At 65.8% G+C, this 18,654-nt stretch carries 10 protein-coding genes; 6 read left to right on the forward strand and 4 right to left on the reverse strand.

The features are described from left to right. Positions 1 to 83 precede the first annotated feature (83 nt). Both B3D50_RS14910 and B3D50_RS14915 read right to left on the reverse strand, forming a co-directional pair. Positions 84 to 2,075 (reverse strand): M61 family metallopeptidase, encoded by a 1,992-nt coding sequence (locus B3D50_RS14910; RefSeq protein ID WP_286952385.1) that lies wholly within the window; start codon positions 2,073 to 2,075, stop codon positions 84 to 86. A 50-nt stretch (positions 2,076 to 2,125) separates the two neighbouring features. Further along, complete coding sequence (locus B3D50_RS14915) at positions 2,126 to 4,075, reverse strand: M61 family metallopeptidase (protein ID WP_409516113.1); 1,950 nt, start codon at positions 4,073 to 4,075, stop codon at positions 2,126 to 2,128. A 186-nt stretch (positions 4,076 to 4,261) separates the two neighbouring features. On the opposite strand from B3D50_RS14915, the gene B3D50_RS14920 reads away from it, so the two are divergent. Beyond that, on the forward strand, positions 4,262 to 5,203 hold the full coding sequence (locus B3D50_RS14920; RefSeq protein WP_286952388.1) for a DUF2268 domain-containing putative Zn-dependent protease: 942 nt from the start codon (positions 4,262 to 4,264) through the stop codon (positions 5,201 to 5,203). Here B3D50_RS14920 and B3D50_RS14925 read toward each other — a convergent pair. Beyond that, positions 5,200 to 5,715, reverse strand: a complete 516-nt coding sequence (locus B3D50_RS14925) for an FKBP-type peptidyl-prolyl cis-trans isomerase (RefSeq protein ID WP_269299833.1) — start codon at positions 5,713 to 5,715, stop codon at positions 5,200 to 5,202. The genes B3D50_RS14920 and B3D50_RS14925 overlap by 4 nt on opposite strands. A gap of 320 nt (positions 5,716 to 6,035) precedes the next feature. Here B3D50_RS14925 and rpoB point away from each other — a divergent pair, with 320 nt between their 5' ends. Next, positions 6,036 to 10,151: a DNA-directed RNA polymerase subunit beta gene (gene rpoB, locus B3D50_RS14930; protein ID WP_286952390.1), complete on the forward strand. Its 4,116-nt coding sequence runs from the start codon at positions 6,036 to 6,038 to the stop codon at positions 10,149 to 10,151. A 99-nt stretch (positions 10,152 to 10,250) separates the two neighbouring features. After that, positions 10,251 to 14,444 (forward strand): DNA-directed RNA polymerase subunit beta', encoded by a 4,194-nt coding sequence (gene rpoC / locus B3D50_RS14935; protein ID WP_088409945.1) that lies wholly within the window; start codon positions 10,251 to 10,253, stop codon positions 14,442 to 14,444. 229 nt (positions 14,445 to 14,673) lie between these two features. Here the strand turns inward: rpoC and B3D50_RS14940 are convergent, their stop codons facing one another. Then, a complete protein-coding gene (locus B3D50_RS14940; protein WP_286952392.1) occupies positions 14,674 to 15,726 on the reverse strand; it encodes a hypothetical protein in 1,053 nt (350 codons plus the stop codon). Between the two features lie 385 nt (positions 15,727 to 16,111). Between B3D50_RS14940 and rpsL the strand changes: the two genes are divergently transcribed. From rpsL to fusA, 3 genes are all read left to right on the forward strand, one after another. Then, positions 16,112 to 16,486: a 30S ribosomal protein S12 gene (rpsL, locus tag B3D50_RS14945; protein WP_003165508.1), complete on the forward strand. Its 375-nt coding sequence runs from the start codon at positions 16,112 to 16,114 to the stop codon at positions 16,484 to 16,486. Between the two features lie 63 nt (positions 16,487 to 16,549). Then, positions 16,550 to 17,023: a 30S ribosomal protein S7 gene (gene rpsG / locus B3D50_RS14950; RefSeq protein ID WP_003165507.1), complete on the forward strand. Its 474-nt coding sequence runs from the start codon at positions 16,550 to 16,552 to the stop codon at positions 17,021 to 17,023. Between the two features lie 135 nt (positions 17,024 to 17,158). Continuing rightward, positions 17,159 to 18,654, forward strand: a 1,496-nt coding sequence (fusA, locus tag B3D50_RS14955) for an elongation factor G (RefSeq protein WP_286952393.1), incomplete at its 3' end; no start/stop codon positions are given.

The following is an 18,654-nucleotide window of genomic DNA, read 5'->3' on the forward strand; positions in this document are numbered from 1 at the left end:
CGAAGCGGCGCCCGTCCCTGACAGGTTAAACCGCCCCGGCCGGTCGCGCCAAGCCGTGATCTGCTCGGCGCGCCTTTAGACCCCTAGCGACGGCGCGGGCTGAGGATGTCGCCCAACCGATCCGGCGTGCCGGGAATCCGCTCCAGGCGTGGGTAGCGCAGGCCGTCGTGATAGTCGAAATCGACGGTGCGGTAGCGGTCGCCGTTCTTGAGCAGCAGGCGGATCGGGGCGTCGGTTCCCTTGGCGGCGGTGACGGCGTCGCGCAGCTTCTCGGCCGAGGCGGCGATGTCGTTGACGGCGACCAGCTCCCAGCCCGGCCCGATGTCGGCCTCGAAGGCGCGGCCGCCCCAGCGAATGCCGGTCAGCTTGTTCGACGAGGACAGGGTGAAGCCCAGGGAATACTGGAAGTCGTTGGCCCAGCCCGACTGGATGCGCTTTTCGTCGGCGGTCAGGGTGTCGGTGTAGGTCAGGCGGTAGCCGCCGCGCGCCAGACCGTCCAACGGGGCCCTGGCGTCCGGGCCGCTGGCGTCCAGGCGCGTGCGCAGGAAGGTCGTCCAGTCGTGCGGATGGACCGCGTTCAGCGCCGCGACCACGTCGTCGAACGTATAGCCGCGCGGCGCCCAGGAGCCGTCGTCGCCGCCGAAGAAGCCCTTGGCGAAGTCGTCCAGCGACTTCTTCTCGCCCGTCGCCTCGCGGATCAGGGTGTCGGCGTCCAGCCAGATCAGCAGGGCCTCGCGGTAGTAGTCGCCCGTGCCGCGCATCCACGACGAATAGGGGTTCGAGGTGCGATAACCGAGCAGGTTGTGGTTGTTCGCATCCTGCAGCGGGCGCCACTCGCGGCCCGGCTGGTTGTCATAGAAGGCGGCGTTCTCGGCCACGGTGACCAGAATGTCTTCCTTGGAGGCCAGGCCCGAGCGGGCGGTCAGCACATCGCCCCAGTATTCGGTCTGACCCTCATAGACCCACAGAAGGGTGTTCTGGGTCGGGATGTTGTGGTTGGCGGTTAGTTCGTCGACCGGGCGCTGGCGCTTGCCGTTCCAGGCGTGGACGAACTCGTGCGGCAAGAGGCCGACGGCCCCCATGCTCTTGCCCCAGTTGGTGAAGAAGTCGGTCGGGACCGAGTTCTCGGACGAGCGGTGGTGCTCCAGCCCGATGCCGCCCATCTTCGACGTGGCGGCGACCAGGAAATCGTAGCGGTCATAGGGCCGGGCGCCGAACAGGCGGTCGGTCTGGGTGACCAGGTTCTCGAACCAGCCCAACTGCTCGGTCGTGGGGGCCAGATCCTTGGCCGCATCGGCGACGATGTTCAGGTGGACGGCGCCTTCGCCGTTTCCGCGGCGCGGGTCGATGGCGATGCGCTGGAAATTGGCGCCGCCGAACAGGGGGCTGTCGATCAGGGTGTAGAGGTCGGTCGGCGCAAACGTCGCCAGGCCGTCGACGAAGCTCTCGGTATCCAGCGCCACGCCGTATTTCCAGCCCTGCGGCAGGCGGATCGACGGGGCGAAGGTGATGCCGGTCGAGCGATAGCCCGCCGGATAGAGCAGGGCCTTCTCCCACTGCAGATTGACCATCTCGGGCGTCATGACCACGCGCCAGGTCGAGCTGTCCGGCTGGGTCAGCCACTGGAAGTCGACGGTGATCTCGCTGACGCCCTGCGGCACCTCGATATGGAAGGCATAGGGGTCGATGGTGTCGCGCAGCCAGTCGATGCGGGCGCCGCCGCCCTGCACCGTGACGCCGGACACCAGCTGGATCGGCCCGGTCGCCGCGTGGTTGCCCGGCAGGAACTTCGGATAGAGCAGGACCAGGGGCCCGGGCGTGACCGGGATGGTCTGGCGCACGCGGACGATCTTTTTCTCGACGTCGGTGGCGTCGACCTCATACCGGATGACGCCGGGATAGGCCTCGGCCGTCGGCGCCGGGATCGGCGGCAGGGCGCGGGGCAGGGCCAGCGGCGTGTTCTGCGGCGTCGGCGCGGCGGGGGCCTGCGGGCCCGTCCATTGCTGAGCGAGCGCGGTCGAGGCGACCGAGGTCAGCAGCAGGGCGAGGGCGGCGGCGGGCAGGCGTCGGGTCATCGGGTATCCAGAACTCAGAAAGCGGTCGGTATTAGGCTTGGCAGGAGGCGTTATCGGCGGCGAGGCGACAGGATGTCGCCCAGTCGGTCAGGCGTGCCTTCGATCCGTTCAAGATGCGGATAGCGCAGGCCGTCGTGGTAGTCGAAGCGCACCGTCCGGAAGCGGTCGCCGTTCTTGAGGATCAACTCGATCGGTTCGGACGTCCCCTTGGCGGCGGTGACGGCTTCTTTCAGTGCGTCGGCCGATGCGGCGCGCCCGCCGACGGCGACGACTTCCCAGCCTGAGGTCAGGCCTTGTTCGAACGCCGGGCCGCCCCACAGGACGGAGGTGATCCTGTTCGACCCGTTCATCATGAAGCCGAGCGAATAGGTGAAGTCGTTGCGCCCCAGCTCCTTGTAGAGGGCGCCCATGTAGCCGGACGGCTCCTCCTTGAAGACCAGGCGGTAGCCGCCGCGCTCAATGCCGTCCAGCGGTCCGCGCGAGTCGGGGCCGACCGCGTCCAGACGTTCGCGCAGGAAGGCGGCCCAGTCGTTCGTCTGCACCCCGTTCAGCGTCGAGGTCACATCGGCGAAGGTGTAGGGGGTTGGATCCCAGTCGCCGTCCTCGACGCCGAAGAAGGCCTTGGCGAAGTCGTCCAGCGACTTCTTCCCGCCGGTCCGCTCGCGGATCAGGGTGTCGGCGTCCAGCCAGATCAGCGAACCTTCGCGGTAATAGTCCTCGCTGCGCTGATAGCTGCTCCAGGGCTGGGGGCGGCGCTGGCTGATGATGGGGTCGTTGGTGGTGTCCTGCATGGCGCGCCACTGGCGGCCGGGGATGTGCTGGAAGCTGGCGGCGCTCATGGCCAGGACGTCCAGCGCCTGCTGCTTGGACATCAGGCCCGCGCGGGCGGTCAGGACCAGGCCCCAATACTGCGTCTGGCCTTCATAGACCCACATCAGGGAGTTCTGCAGCGGCTCGTTCAGATTGGGGGTCAGTTGGTCGGCCGGGCGGCGCCACTTGCCGTTCCAGCTGTGGACGTACTCGTGGCCCAAGAGGTCGCGGTCGGCCAGGGTGGCCTCGCGATCGGTGAAATACTTCACATCGACGCTGTTCTCGGACGAGCGGTGGTGCTCCAGCCCGATGCCGCCCAGCTTGTCCGTCACGGCCAGCAGGAAGTCGTAGTGGTTGAAGTGGCGCGCGCCGAACAGGCGGTCGGCCTGCTGGACCAGGTTGCGGTGCAGTTGGACGTGCTCGTCCGTCGCCTCCAGCATCTTGGCGTCATCGGCCACGACGTTCAGGCGCACCGGCGAGCGACCGCCCGGATCCAGGTCGATCTGGCGATAATGGGCCCCGGCGAAGACCGGGCTGTCGGCCAGATGCTCCAGCGTGATGGGGGCGAAGGTCGCCAGGCCGTTCTCGAAGCTGACGGTGTCCAGGGCGACGCCGTAGTTCCAGCCCTGAGGCAGCTTCAGCGTCGGCTGGAAGGTGATCTGACGCGAATAATAGCCCGCCGGATAGAGCAGGGCCTTTTCCCACTGGATGTTCAGCATCTCGGGCGTGACGACGACGCGGCCCTGATTGCCTTCAATGGGCGTCAGCCACTGGAAGGCGGCCTCGACCTCGGTCACGCCGGCCGGAACCTCGATCTGATAGGCCCAGGACTGGACGGTGTTGCGCACCCACTCCAGCCGCCGCCCCTCGGCGGTGAAGGTCAATCCGCCGACGTTGGCGACGGGGCCGACCGGGCCGTGGTTGCCGGGAATCCATTGCGGATAGAAGAGGATCAGCGGGCCGGGGCCGCTGACGGGGATGGTCTGGCGCACCTGGATCAGGCGGCGGTCGATGTCGGTGGCGTCGACGTCCAGCTTGATGACGCCGGGATAGGCCTCGTCCTTGGCCGCCGGGATCGGCGCCAGGGCCACGGGCAGGGCGGGCGTTCCCACCTGGGCCAGGGCCGAACCGGCGCTGAACAGCAAGGCGGATGCGCAGGCGGTGACAAGCAGGCGGGCGGCGGGACGCATCATCAGAGGGGACTTTCCGGCAAGGCGGCGAGGACGCCGCAGATCACTGTGCGTTGCGGCTATGGTCAAGCCCGAAGTGGGCGGATGAATTCGCCGTCATGTTTGGGTCGTCTGCGTGCAGACTCATTTCACCGGCTCCGATTGCGTACTAGCGTGACAGCGGCGTCACAAGACGAGGAAGATCACATGGACGGGAAGCGGATTCTGGCGAGCGTCGCCGCCGTGCTGGCGATCACGGTGTCGTCGTCGACAGGCGCGGCCGAGATGGCGGCGCCGGATCGCGCCAGCCCCGAACCCGTGATCGAGACCGGCGACGTCGATCGCTTCTATGTGCTTTACGACAGCACCGCCGGACGGCCGAGCGCTGAGCAGCTTCAGGCCTATCTGGATGAGGGCTCCGCCGGTCTGACGCACCTGGCGAAGGTGCGCAGGGTGACGGGCGCAAGGATGGCGGAGGCCATGGCTGCTCGACCCGAGATCTATGTTGAGGCGCGGGCCTGCGCCGACCACCTGCCGCGCGTCCGTGCGCGGGTCGCCGAGGGGCTGGCCCGCTTCATCGATCAGTATCCCGAGGCGCAGTTTCCGTCGGCGACCTTTGTGATCGGTCGCGGCCGCCCGGTCGCGGTCGGCAGTCCGGTAGACGGAATCCAGGTGGGCTTGGAGGCGCTCTGCGCCACCGACTTCATCAATCCCGACATCGAGGACCGCTTCGTGGGTGTTCTGATCCACGAGTATGTCCACACCCAGCAGGCGCCGGAACTCACCGAAAAGGAACAGTACACGGTGCTGGAGGTGTCGTTGGCTGAGGGCGTCGCGGAGTTCGTCACCGAGCTGATGATCGGCGCGCCGGCCTATGCCTATCTCGCGCCGCAGACTCGTGGGCGCGAACTCGAGATCGAGACCGCCTTCATCGCCGATATCGACAAGACCGACCTTAAGGACTGGGTCTATAATTCAACGCCAGAGAAGCCTGGCGACCTCGGCTACTGGGTCGGCTACCGGATCGCCAAGGCCTACTATAGGAACGCTCCGGATAAACGCGAAGCCCTGCGACAGATATTGCAGATGACGGATGTGAAGGGCTTCCTCGCCGAGAGCGGTTGGAGGCCGGGCATGAACCTGGACTAGCGCTCCGGGTTCACTTCAAGCAGTTCGACCGTGAAGCGCAGGGCCGAGTTGGCGGGGATTTCCGTGCCCATCCAGCGCGGGCCGTAGGCCAGGTCGGCGGGGATGACGAACTCATAGGTCTCGCCTTCGCGCATCAGGGCCACGCCCTCGGTCCACCCCTTGATGACGCGGTTGAGCGGGAAGCTGGTCGGTTCGTTGCGCGAGTAGGAGCTGTCGAACTCACGCCCATCGATGAAGGTACCGCGATAGTGGACCTTGACCGTGTCGGTCGCCGTCGGCTGCTCGCCCATGGGGTTGGCCTTGCCGACGCGCCGATACTGCAGACCGGAGGGCGTGACGGTCCAGCCGCGCTGCTGGCTGTTCCACATTAGATAGGCGGCCTGGCCGACCTCCCAGTTCTCCTGGGTGGCGGGGCCGACGGGCGTGCGCGGTTCGGCGAGACGAGCGTCTTGCGTCGAGGCGCAGGCGGCAAGCGACAGGGCGGCGAGAACGGGCAGGGCGATGTGCTTCATAAGGCTAGGCTTATCACGCTGATTGAAACTGTCGACTGCCCGCGTGAGGGGTCTTTATTTCGCCGAAGAAGGGCGTATATATGCGCGTTCGCAGATTCCCTGAATCCCGCGCGAAAGCGCCGAGGCCCGGTTTGTCGCCCTCCGACCGGTGCGAAGGCGTCGCCCCTCCCCAAGGGGGCGGATACATCCAGGCGTCCTGATCCGCTCGCGGATCGAGGGTGGGCGCCGAGAGACATTTACGGTCACGGATCGCCGGTCGGCGCGCCGTGGCTGCTGCATTGAGAGCGGGCCTCGCAAGGGGCCGCGATTGGGAAAACAGAATGGCCAAGTCCACCGACGGTCTCGCCTTGGGTAAGATCGCTGCCGCCACGTCGTTCACCGGCAAGAAGCGCATTCGCTACAGCTTCGGGCGCATCCCCGAAGCCGTGCAGATGCCGAACCTGATCGAGGTTCAGCGCGCTTCCTATGAGCAGTTCCTGCAGCGCGAGTCGCGCCCCGGTCTGCGCAACGACGAGGGCATTGAAGCGGTCTTCAAGTCGGTCTTCCCGATCAAGGACTTCAACGAACGCGCCGTATTGGAATACGTCTCCTACGAGTTCGAAGACCCGAAGTACGACGTCGAGGAGTGCATCCAGCGCGACATGACCTATGCCGCGCCGCTGAAGGTCAAGCTGCGCCTAATCGTCTTTGAAACCGAGGAAGAAACGGGCGCCCGTTCGGTCAAGGACATCAAGGAGCAGGACGTCTACATGGGCGACATCCCGCTCATGACGGACAAGGGCACCTTCATCGTCAACGGCACCGAGCGCGTGATCGTCTCGCAGATGCACCGCTCGCCGGGCGTCTTCTTCGACCACGACAAGGGCAAGACCCACTCGTCGGGCAAGCTGCTGTTCGCCGCCCGCGTGATCCCGTATCGCGGCTCGTGGCTGGACTTTGAGTTCGACGCCAAGGACATCGTCTACGTCCGCATCGACCGTCGCCGCAAGCTGCCCGCCACCACCTTCCTCTATGCCCTGGGCATGGACGGGGAAGAGATCCTCAAGACCTTCTACGAGACCGTCCCCTACGAGAAGCGCGGCGAAGGTTGGGTCACCCCCTACAAGCCGGAGCGCTGGCGCGGCGTGAAGCCGGAGTTCGATCTGGTCGACGCCGACACCGGCGAAGTGGTCGCCCCGGCCGGTCAGAAGATCAGCGCCCGCGCCGCCAAGAAGCTGGCCGACGGCGGCCTGAAGTCGCTGTCGCTGGCGGCTGACGCCCTGCTGACCAAGTATCTGGCCGCTGACGCCGTCAACTACCAGACCGGCGAAATCTACGCCGAGGCGGGCGACGAGCTGGACGCCGCGGCGATCGAACTGCTGGAAGCCAACGGCTTCACCACCATCGACGTGCTGGACATCGACCACGTGACGGTCGGCGCCTACATGCGCAACACTCTGCGCGTGGACAAGAACACGGGCCGCGAGGATGCGCTGTTCGACGTCTATCGCGTCATGCGCCCGGGCGAGCCGCCGACGCCGGAAGCGGCCGAGGCCATGTTCAACTCCCTGTTCTTCGACGCCGAGCGCTACGACCTGTCGGCCGTGGGCCGCGTCAAGATGAACATGCGTCTGGAAACCCCCGAGGTTTCGGACGAAATCCGCGTCCTGCAGAAGGACGACGTGCTGAAGGTGCTGCAGATCCTGGTCGGCCTGAAGGACGGCCGCGGCGAGATCGATGACATCGACAACCTGGGCAACCGTCGCGTGCGTTCGGTCGGCGAACTGCTGGAAAACCAGTACCGCGTCGGTCTGCTGCGCATGGAGCGCGCCATCAAGGAGCGCATGAGCTCGGTCGATATCGACACGGTCATGCCGCACGACCTGATCAACGCCAAACCGGCCGCCGCGGCTGTGCGTGAATTCTTCGGCTCGTCGCAGCTGTCGCAGTTCATGGACCAGACGAACCCGCTGTCGGAAATCACCCACAAGCGTCGCCTTTCGGCGCTTGGCCCGGGCGGTCTGACGCGCGAGCGCGCGGGCTTTGAAGTCCGCGACGTTCACCCGACGCACTATGGCCGCATCTGCCCGATCGAAACGCCGGAAGGCCCGAACATCGGTCTGATCAACTCCCTGGCCACCCACGCCCGCGTGAACAAGTACGGCTTCATCGAAAGCCCGTACCGCCGCGTGGTCGAAGGCAAGGCGACGGACGAGGTGGTCTACATCTCGGCCATGGAAGAGGCGAAGCACGTCATCGCCCAGGCCAACATCGATCTGAAGGACGGCGAGATCGTCGAGGAGCTGGTGCCGGGCCGTATCAACGGCGACTCCCAGCTGCTGACCAAGGAAACGGTCGACATGATGGACGTGTCACCGAAACAGGTCGTTTCGGTCGCCGCCGCCCTGATCCCCTTCCTGGAAAACGACGACGCCAACCGCGCGCTGATGGGCGCCAACATGCAACGTCAGGCCGTGCCTCTGGTGCAGTCGGACGCGCCGCTGGTCGGCACCGGCATGGAAGCGGTCGTGGCCGTGGACTCCGGCGCCGTGGTGATCGCGCGTCGTGACGGCGTGGTCGAACAGATCGACGGCACCCGCATCGTGGTTCGCGCCACGGGCGACGTGGACGCCGGTCGTTCGGGCGTCGACATCTATCGCCTGTCGAAGTTCCAGCGTTCCAACCAGTCGACCTGCATCAACCAGCGCCCGATCGTGCGCGTGGGCGATGAGGTGAAGGCCGGCGACGTGATCGCCGACGGTCCGTCGACGGACCTGGGCGAACTGGCTCTGGGCCGCAACGTCCTGGTCGCCTACATGCCCTGGAACGGCTACAACTTCGAAGACTCCATCCTGATCTCCGAGCGCATCGTGCGCGACGACATCTTCACCTCCATCCACCTCGAAGAGTTCGAAGTGATGGCGCGTGATACGAAGCTTGGGCCGGAAGAAATCACCCGCGACATCCCGAACGTCGGCGAGGAAGCCCTGCGCAATCTCGACGAGGCGGGCATCGTGGCCATCGGCGCCGAGGTCCAGCCGGGCGACATCCTGGTCGGCAAGGTGACACCGAAGGGCGAAAGCCCGATGACCCCGGAAGAGAAGCTGCTGCGCGCCATCTTCGGCGAGAAGGCTTCGGACGTGCGCGACACCTCGCTGCGTCTGCCGCCGGGCGTCGCCGGCACCATCGTCGACGTGCGCGTGTTCAACCGTCACGGCATCGACAAGGACGAGCGCGCCGTGGCCATCGAACGCGCCGAGATCGAGCGTCTGGGCAAGGACCGCGACGACGAGCTCAAGATCCTTGAGCGCAACGTCTATGGCCGCGTGAAGCCGCTGCTGCTCGGCAAGACCGCCGTGTCCGGCCCGAAGGGCATGGGCCGCGGCGAAGTGACCGAAGAGAAGCTGGCGGAAGTGTCCAAGGGCCTGTGGTGGCAGGTCGCCCTCGACGACGAGAAGGCGATGGGCGAGCTGGAGGCCATGAAGAAGCAGTTCGAGGACGCCCGTAAGGCCCTCGACCGCCGCTTTGAAGACAAGGTCGAGAAGCTGCAGCGCGGCGACGAGATGCCGCCCGGCGTCATGAAGATGGTCAAGGTCTTCGTGGCCGTGAAGCGCAAGCTTCAGCCGGGCGACAAGATGGCCGGCCGTCACGGCAACAAGGGCGTCATCTCCAAGATCCTGCCGATCGAGGACATGCCGCACCTGGACGACGGCACCCACGTCGACATCGTTCTGAACCCGCTGGGCGTGCCGTCGCGCATGAACATCGGCCAGATCTTCGAAACCCACCTGGGTTGGGCCGCCGCTGGTCTGGGCAAGCAGATCAAGGGCTTGCTCGAGCAGTGGATGGACGGCGGCATGCGCGACGCCCTGGTGTCGCGTCTGACCCAGATCTACGGCGCCGACACCCCGCTGCCGCAGAGCGACGAAGAGCTGATCGAACTGGCCCAGAACCTGTCCAAGGGCGTTCCGTTCGCGACTCCGGTCTTCGACGGCGCGCGCATCTCGGACATCGAGGATCTGTTGGAATCGGCGGACCTGGATCGTTCGGGTCAGTCGATCCTGTTCGACGGCCAGACGGGCGAGCAGTTCAAGCGTCCGGTCACGGTCGGCTATGTGTACATGCTGAAGCTGCACCACCTGGTCGACGACAAGATCCACGCCCGATCGATCGGCCCGTACTCGCTCGTCACCCAGCAGCCGCTGGGCGGTAAGGCGCAGTTCGGCGGTCAGCGCTTCGGGGAAATGGAGGTCTGGGCTCTGGAAGCTTACGGCGCCGCCTACACCCTGCAGGAAATGCTGACGGTGAAGTCGGACGACGTGGCCGGCCGGACCAAGGTCTACGAGGCCATCGTCCGCGGCGACGACAGCTTCGAGGCCGGCATCCCCGAGTCCTTCAACGTGCTGGTGAAGGAAATGCGCTCGCTGGGCCTGAACGTGGAGCTGGAAAACAGCTGACCGGATCAAGCGCCCTTCCTCGCTTCGGCGGGGGAGGGCGGTCCGCCTGTTCTCCTCTCTGAATGATTTTCGCGGGGCAGCCCCGCAGAAGGAATAAAGATGAACCAGGAAGTCCTGAACATCTTCAACCCGGTCCCGGTCACGCCGACCTTTGACCAGATCAAGATCGCCCTGGCCTCGCCGGAGAAGATCCGTTCGTGGTCGTTCGGCGAGATCAAGAAGCCGGAAACCATCAACTACCGCACGTTCAAGCCCGAGCGTGACGGCCTGTTCTGCGCCCGTATCTTTGGCCCGACCAAGGACTACGAATGCCTGTGCGGCAAGTACAAGCGCATGAAGTACAAGGGCATCATCTGCGAGAAGTGCGGCGTTGAAGTCACCCTGGCTCGCGTCCGCCGCGAGCGCATGGGCCACATCGACCTGGCCGCTCCGGTCGCTCACATCTGGTTCCTGAAGTCGCTGCCGTCGCGCATCTCGCTGATGCTGGACATGGCGCTGAAGGACGTCGAGCGCGTCCTGTACTTCGAGAACTACATCGTCACCGAGCCGGGCCTGACCCCGCTGAAGCAGAACCAGCTGCTGACGGAAGACGAATTCTATCACTATCAGGAAGAGTTCGGCGACGACGGCTTCACCGCCGAGATCGGCGCCGAGGCCGTCCGCAACCTGCTGATGGCGATCGACCTGAACGCCGAGGCCGAGAAGCACCGCGCGGAACTGGCCGACAGCCCGTCGGAGCTGAAGGCCAAGAAGGCCTCCAAGCGTCTGAAGCTGATGGAAGCCTTCATCGAGTCGGGCAACAAGCCCGAGTGGATGATCCTGACCATCGTGCCGGTCATCCCGCCGGAACTGCGTCCGCTGGTGCCGCTGGACGGCGGCCGCTTCGCGACCTCGGACCTGAACGACCTGTATCGCCGGGTCATCAACCGGAACAACCGCCTGAAGCGTCTGATCGAGCTGCGCGCGCCGGACATCATCATCCGTAATGAAAAGCGGATGCTGCAGGAGTCCGTCGACGCCCTGTTCGACAACGGCCGTCGCGGTCGCGTCATCACCGGCGCGAACAAGCGTCCGCTGAAGTCGCTGGCCGACATGCTGAAGGGCAAGCAGGGTCGCTTCCGTCAGAACCTGCTGGGCAAGCGCGTCGACTACTCGGGCCGTTCGGTCATCACCGTGGGCCCCGAGCTGAAGCTGCATGAGTGCGGCCTGCCCAAGAAGATGGCCCTGGAGCTGTTCAAGCCGTTCATCTACGCGCGTCTGGACGCCAAGGGCCTGTCGGGCACCGTCAAGCAGTCCAAGCGCATGGTCGAGCGCGAGCAGCCCGCCGTCTGGGATATCCTGGATGAGGTCATCCGCGAGCACCCGGTTCTGCTGAACCGCGCGCCGACGCTTCACCGTCTGGGCATCCAGGCGTTCGAGCCCAAGCTGATCGAGGGCAAGGCCATCCGCCTGCACCCGCTGGTCTGTACGGCGTTCAACGCTGACTTCGACGGTGACCAGATGGCCGTGCACGTCCCGCTGAGCCTCGAGGCCCAGCTGGAAGCGCGCGTGCTGATGATGTCGACGAACAACATCCTGTCGCCCGCCAACGGCAAGCCGATCATCGTGCCGTCGCAGGACATCGTCCTGGGCCTGTACTACCTGTCGCTGGTCAAGGAGAACCAGCCGGGCGAAGGCAAGCTGTTCGCCAACATGGGCGAGATCGACGCGGCGCTGGACGCCCAGGTCGTCAAGCTGCACACCAAGATCAAGGCGCGCTGGACCGAGATGAACTCGGACGGCGAAGTCGTGACCAAGGTGATCGACACCACGCCGGGCCGGATGAAGCTGGGCGCTCTGCTGCCGCTGAACCCGAACATCGGCTACAAGCTTCTTGAGAAGAACCTGACCAAGAAGGAAATCGGCAACCTGATCGATCAGGTCTACCGTCACTGCGGTCAGAAGGCGACGGTCATCTTCGCCGACCAGATGATGCAGATGGGCTTCCGTGAAGCGGCCAAGGCCGGCATCTCGGTGGGCAAGGACGACATCGTCATCCCGGCCAAGAAGGAACAGCTGGTCAACGAAACCCGCACTCAGGTGGAAGAGTACGAGCAGCAATATGCTGACGGCCTGATCACCAAGGGCGAGAAGTACAACAAGGTCGTCGACGCCTGGGCCAAGGCCACGGACAAGATCGCCGATGAGATGATGGGCGAGATCGCTCAGCCGCGCGTCCTGATCAAGGGTCAGGAGCCGGACATCAACTCGGTCTTCATGATGGCCAACTCGGGCGCTCGTGGCTCGCAGGCTCAGATGAAGCAACTGGGCGGCATGCGCGGCCTGATGGCCAAGCCCTCGGGCGAGATCATCGAGACGCCGATCATCTCGAACTTCAAGGAAGGCCTGACCGTCCTTGAGTACTTCAACTCGACCCACGGCGCCCGTAAGGGTCTGGCCGACACCGCGCTGAAGACCGCCAACTCGGGTTACCTGACCCGTCGTCTGGTGGACGTGGCGCAGGACTCCATCGTCACCGAGGAAGACTGCGGCTCGACGCGCGGCATCACCCTGCGCGCCGTGGTCGAAGGCGGCGACGTGCTGGTCTCGCTGGGCCAGCGCGTCCTGGGTCGTTACGCGGCCGAGGACATCAAGGAGCCGGGCGGCGAAGTCCTGTTCCCTGCGGACACCTATCTGCAGGAAGAGGAAGTCGAGCTGATCGACAAGGTCGGCGTCCAGTCCATCAAGGTCCGTTCGGCCCTGACGTGTGAAGCCGACGCCGGCATCTGCGGCATGTGCTACGGCCGTGACCTGGCGCGCGGCACCAACGTCAACATCGGCGAAGCGGTCGGCGTCATCGCCGCCCAGTCGATCGGCGAGCCGGGCACCCAGCTGACGATGCGTACCTTCCACATCGGCGGTACGGCCCAGGTGGCGGAAACCTCGTTCTTCGAGGCGACCAATGCGGGCGTCATCAAGGTCGTCGGCCCGACCGTTATCGCCGCTCACGGCGATCCGGTGGCCATGAGCCGCAACGTCGTGGTCACCGTGACCGTCGACGGCAAGGACCGCGAATCCTACAAGGTGCCGTACGGCGCGCGCCTGCGCGTCAAGGACGGCGGCGAGGTGGTCAAGAACCAGCGCCTGGCCGAGTGGGATCCGTACACCACCCCGATCCTGACGGAAGTCGGCGGCGTGGTGCGCTTCGAGGATCTGGTCGAGGGCCTGTCGGTCAAGGAAGAGACGGACGAGGCCACGGGCATCGCCCAGCGCGTCGTCTCCGACTGGCGCGCCAGCCCGCGCGGTGCGGACCTGCGTCCGGCCATGGGCGTCACCCAGGGCGACAGCTACGCCAAGCTGTCGAGCGGTTCTGACGCGCGTTACCTGCTGCCCGTGGGGGCCATCCTGTCGGTGGCCAACGGCGACGAGGTCAAGCCGGGTGACATCATCGCCCGTATCCCGACCGAAGGCGCCAAGACCCGCGACATCACCGGCGGTCTGCCGCGCGTGGCCGAACTGTTCGAAGCCCGTCGTCCGAAGGACTGCGCGGTCATCGCCGAGATGGACGGCCGCGTCGAATTCGGTCGCGACTACAAGAACAAGCGCCGCATCAAGATCACCCCGGAGCCGGATGCCGACGGCAACCAGGCCGAGGCGGTCGAGTTCCTGATCCCGAAGGGCAAGCACATCTCCGTCCACGACGGCGATCTGATCCAGAAGGGCGACTACATCATCGACGGCAACCCGGATCCGCACGACCTGCTGCGCATCCAGGGCGTCGAGGCGCTGGCCGAGTATCTGGTGAACGAAGTGCAGGAGGTCTACCGACTGCAGGGCGTGCCGATCAACGACAAGCACATCGAAGTCATCGTCCGTCAGATGCTGCAGAAGGTCGAAGTCATCGACTCCGCCGAGACGACGCTCATCAAGGGCGACCACGTCGATCGCGTCGAAGTCGACATCGAGAACGCCAAGGTCGAGAAGCGCGGGGGCCGCATCGCCACCGTGCAGCCGGTCCTGCTGGGCATCACCAAGGCGTCGCTGCAGACCCGCAGCTTCATCTCGGCGGCCTCGTTCCAGGAAACGACCCGCGTCCTCACCGAGGCTTCGGTCCACGGCAAGAAGGATACGCTGGAAGGCCTGAAGGAAAACGTGATCGTGGGTCGTCTGATCCCGGCGGGCACGGGCTCCTATCTGCGCAGCCTGCAGAAGATCGCCAACGAGCGTGACGCTGAACTGACCCAGGCCCGCGAAGACGCGGTCGAGCCGCTTCCCGCGGACCTGGCCCTGGAGCTGGAGCAGTCGGCCGACTGATCCGGGTTCAGACCTGAAAGACAGAAGAGGGCGGCGTCGAAAGGCGCCGCTCTTTTTTGTTGGCCTAGCGCGCTTTTCGCTGCTTGAGACCGAGGGAGGGGCGCCGCTGCGCATGACGGATGAGGGGGGCGAGAGTTTGGCCCAGTCTCCTTCACCCGGCGGCAGAGAGACCCCTCATCCGAGCGCCTTCGGCGCCCACCTTCTCCCACAAGGGGAGAAGGAGCCGCTTCTACTGCGGCCGCATCGGCTCGCGCGGACCGGCGGCGCCGGGCGTCATCGGGCGGCCCGAGGCCGGGGCGCCGTCGCGGCGGGTCTGGACGTTGCGGTTGGAGTCCATCTGCATCGAGGAATCCAGGTGCGCGCCCGCGCAGCCTGTGCCGAAGTTGGAGCCGGGGCAGTCCTGCGGCGCCAGCACGCCGACGCCGCCGCTGAGCGGGCGTCGTTGGGCTTCGTATCGTTGCATCTCGCGCGCGCCTTCGCGGGCGAAACGGGCGTCGCGCTCGGCGTTGCCGGTGCCGGTGATGCGGCCGTTCTCTGCGCCCTGCGCCGCGCGGGCGTTGAAGCGCTCGTCGCAGATGATCTCTTCACCGCGTCGCAACAGTCGGCCGGCGGGGCAGCCGGCGGGCGAGGTGCGCAGCGCCCGGGCGTTGCGGCCGAACTGGCCTTCCGGCGTCACCCGCCAGGCATCCGACACGCCGTCTACGCCTGAGGCGGCGGCCGAAGGCGCGCCTGGCGCCGGATTGGCCAGGCGCGGCGCCGGCGGAGCGGGCAGTCCGTCGCGGCCGTCCTCTTCGTCCTTCTTGCGCGGGCGGAGGGGGGCGATCACGGCGGGGGCGGCCGGCGCCCGCTCCAGCGCGGCGGCGGGCGGCGCGGGGGCCGCCTTGGGCGCAGGGGTCGGCAGGGGCGCGGCTTGCGGCGCAGTTCGAGGAGGCGGCGTCGCCTGAACCGCAGCGGGCGCCGGAGCAGGAGCCGGCGAAGGTTGGGCTGCGGTTCTCTGGGGCGGTTGCGCTTCCATCGGCGTGGGCGGAGGCGTCGGGACGCGCGTCGGCGCAGGCAGGGGCGGCGACGGCTGCGGCGGAACGAACGGACGTTCGAGTTCAAGCTGGATGATCGGCGGCGCCGGCGGCGGAGGGAGAGCCTCGCGCCGATCGTCCGCCGCATAGCGAGCCATGCTGCCCAGCACGATCACGTGCATCAACAGGGAGGCCCCCGCCGTCAGGGTCCGCTTGAGGCGCGGTCGCGCCCGTTTCTCGGGGTCTGCGGTCAGAACGGCGATGCTCATGAAGGCTCCCCCATCGTCCGAACGAATGATGCCTAGGCAAGCATGGCGATATATAGGCGCAGTATCATTGATCCCTGAACAGGACGCCAGCGCGGGGCTGCGGGAGGGCGTCCGTCCGAATCCCTTGACCTGTTAACGGATCGCGCGTAGAAGCCGCGCACTTTCGAGACGTGGGCGGTTCGCCGTCCGCTGAGATCGTGACAATTGAACGGACGGGCTGTGTCCCGCCGGAACGCCCGAAGCGCGCGTTCCGGTTTTTCTGTTTGGGCGTCGTGACCTCGGCTCGATAACACCCGGGCGGGGCTTCGGTCCCGTTCAAAAGAAGGCTCATGAGGCGCTCCGGTCGAAAGACACACGCCTCCACATCGAAAAGAGACGAATTCGAATGCCCACGATCAACCAACTGATCCGCAAGCCCCGCAAGCCGAAGCCGGTTCGCAACAAGGTTCCGGCCCTAGAGGGTTCGCCCCAGCGTCGCGGCGTCTGCACCCGCGTGTACACCACGACCCCGAAGAAGCCGAACTCGGCTCTGCGTAAGGTCGCCAAGGTCCGCCTGGCCAAGAACGGCGTCGAAGCCGTGTGCTACATCCCCGGCGAAGGCCACAACCTGCAGGAGCACTCGGTCGTGCTGATCCGCGGCGGCCGCGTGAAGGACTTGCCCGGCGTTCGCTACCACATCCTGCGCGGCGTGCTCGATACGCAGGGCGTCAAGGACCGCAAGCAGCGTCGTTCGCACTACGGCGCCAAGCGTCCGAAGTAATCGGCCCCGGCCTACGTTTCAGAGATTTTCCCGACGTCAGTCGGGCCCGAGAAGGAATAACCCATGTCGCGTCGTCACCGCGCCCAGAAGCGTGAAGTTCTGCCGGATCCCAAGTTCGGAGACCTGGTGGTCACCAAGTTCATGAACTACGTCATGTACGAAGGTAAGAAGGCCGTCGCCGAAAACATCGTTTACGGCGCCTTCGACATCCTGGCGGACAAGAAGAAGGAGCAGACTGCGGTCGAGACCTTCCACGCCGCCCTGGAAAACGTCGCCCCGTCGGTCGAAGTCCGTTCGCGTCGCGTCGGCGGCGCCACCTATCAGGTGCCGGTCGAAGTCCGTCCGGACCGTCGTCGCGCCCTGGCCATCCGCTGGCTGGTCAACGCCGCGCGCAACCGCGGCGAAAACACCATGACGGAAAAGCTGGCCGCCGAGCTGCTGGACGCCTCGAACAACCGCGGCACCGCGGTCAAGAAGCGCGAAGACACCCACAAGATGGCCGAAGCCAACCGCGCCTTCAGCCACTACCGCTGGTAAGCGTCTTAAAACCGCCAATGGCGGCGACTATTTAAGACGATCCGGCGCGGGCGTTCAGGTTGAACCGCCCGCGCCGTCATATCCGACACCCCAGGGCGCTCGCCGCGTCCGCGAAGCTCCCGGAAGGCAACTTCAATGCCCCGCACTCATAAAATCGAAGACTACCGCAACTTCGGCATCATGGCCCACATCGACGCGGGCAAGACGACGACGACCGAGCGGATCCTGTTCTACACCGGCAAGAACCACAAAATGGGCGAGACGCACGACGGCGCGTCCACCATGGACTGGATGGACCAGGAGCAGGAACGCGGCATCACCATCACGTCGGCCGCGACGACCGCTTTCTGGCGCGAAAAGCGCCTGAACATCATCGACACCCCCGGCCACGTGGACTTCACCATTGAGGTCGAGCGTTCGCTGCGCGTGCTCGACGGCGCCGTCACGGTGCTGGACGGCAATGCCGGCGTCGAGCCGCAGACGGAAACCGTCTGGCGCCAGGCCGACAAGTACAACGTCCCCCGCATCGTCTTCGTCAACAAGATGGACAAGATCGGCGCCGACTTCGAGAAGTCGGTCGAGTCGATCCGCGACCGTCTGGGCGCCAAGGCCGTGCCGATCCAACTGCCGATCGGTTCGGAATCGAACCTGAAGGGCGTGGTCGACCTGGTCGAGATGAAGGCTCTGGTCTGGGAAACCGACCAAGTCGGCGCCTCGGCCGACGTGCGCGACATCCCGGCCGACATGGCTGACGCCGTGGCCGCCGCTCGCCAGTACCTGGTCGACAACGCCGTCGAGATCGACGACGAGGCGATGGAAGCCTATCTGGAAGGCAACGAGCCCTCGGTCGAAGTGCTGAAGCGCTGCATCCGTAAGGCCGTCATCACCGGCGCCTTCTATCCGATCCTGGCCGGCTCGGCCTTCAAGAACAAGGGCGTTCAGCCCCTGCTCGACGCCGTCGTCGACTACCTGCCGTCGCCGGTGGACATCCCGCCGACGCCGGGCATCGACTTCAAGACCGAAGAGCCGATCACCCGCAAGGCTTCGGACGAAGAGCCCCTGTCGGTTCTGGCGTTCAAGATCATGGACGACCCCTTCGTCGGTTCGATCACCTTCTGCCGCCTGTACTCGGGCAAGATGGAGACCGGCCAATCGCTGCTGAACTCGTCGCGTGACAAGCGTGAGCGTGTCGGCCGCATGCTGCTGATGCACTCGAACAACCGCGAGGACATCAAGGAAGCCTACGCCGGCGACATCGTCGCCCTGGCCGGCCTGAAGGAAACCCGCACGGGCGACACCCTGTGCGATCCGCTGAAGTCGCCGGTCATCCTCGAGAAGATGGAATTCCCGGCGCCGGTTATCGAGATCGCCGTCGAGCCCAAGACCAAGGCCGACCAGGAGAAGCTGGGCGTCGCCCTGGCCAAGCTGGCTTCGGAAGATCCGTCCTTCACCGTTTCGACCGACCACGAGTCGGGCCAGACGATCCTGAAGGGCATGGGCGAGCTGCACCTGGACATCAAGATCGACATCCTGAAGCGCACCTATAAGGTCGAAGCGACCATCGGCGCGCCGCAGGTGGCCTATCGCGAGTCCATCAGCCGCAAGGCCGAGATCGACTACACGCACAAGAA

Origin of the sequence: Brevundimonas sp. UBA7507 (assembly GCF_002478355.1) — a bacterium.
In the GTDB taxonomy this organism is placed as follows: Bacteria; Pseudomonadota; Alphaproteobacteria; order Caulobacterales; family Caulobacteraceae; genus Brevundimonas; species Brevundimonas diminuta_D.

Excerpts from the sequence above, each read along its gene's own strand:
- B3D50_RS14910 (WP_286952385.1), bottom strand. The coding sequence starts at position 2,075 with ATGACCCGACGCCTGCCCGCCGCCGCCCTCGCCCTGCTGCTGACCTCG.
- B3D50_RS14915 (WP_409516113.1), bottom strand. The coding sequence starts at position 4,075 with ATGCGTCCCGCCGCCCGCCTGCTTGTCACCGCCTGCGCATCCGCCTTG.
- B3D50_RS14920 (WP_286952388.1), top strand. The coding sequence starts at position 4,262 with ATGGACGGGAAGCGGATTCTGGCGAGCGTCGCCGCCGTGCTGGCGATC.
- B3D50_RS14925 (WP_269299833.1), bottom strand. The coding sequence starts at position 5,715 with ATGAAGCACATCGCCCTGCCCGTTCTCGCCGCCCTGTCGCTTGCCGCC.
- rpoB (WP_286952390.1), top strand. The coding sequence starts at position 6,036 with ATGGCCAAGTCCACCGACGGTCTCGCCTTGGGTAAGATCGCTGCCGCC.
- rpoC (WP_088409945.1), top strand. The coding sequence starts at position 10,251 with ATGAACCAGGAAGTCCTGAACATCTTCAACCCGGTCCCGGTCACGCCG.
- B3D50_RS14940 (WP_286952392.1), bottom strand. The coding sequence starts at position 15,726 with ATGAGCATCGCCGTTCTGACCGCAGACCCCGAGAAACGGGCGCGACCG.
- rpsL (WP_003165508.1), top strand. The coding sequence starts at position 16,112 with ATGCCCACGATCAACCAACTGATCCGCAAGCCCCGCAAGCCGAAGCCG.
- rpsG (WP_003165507.1), top strand. The coding sequence starts at position 16,550 with ATGTCGCGTCGTCACCGCGCCCAGAAGCGTGAAGTTCTGCCGGATCCC.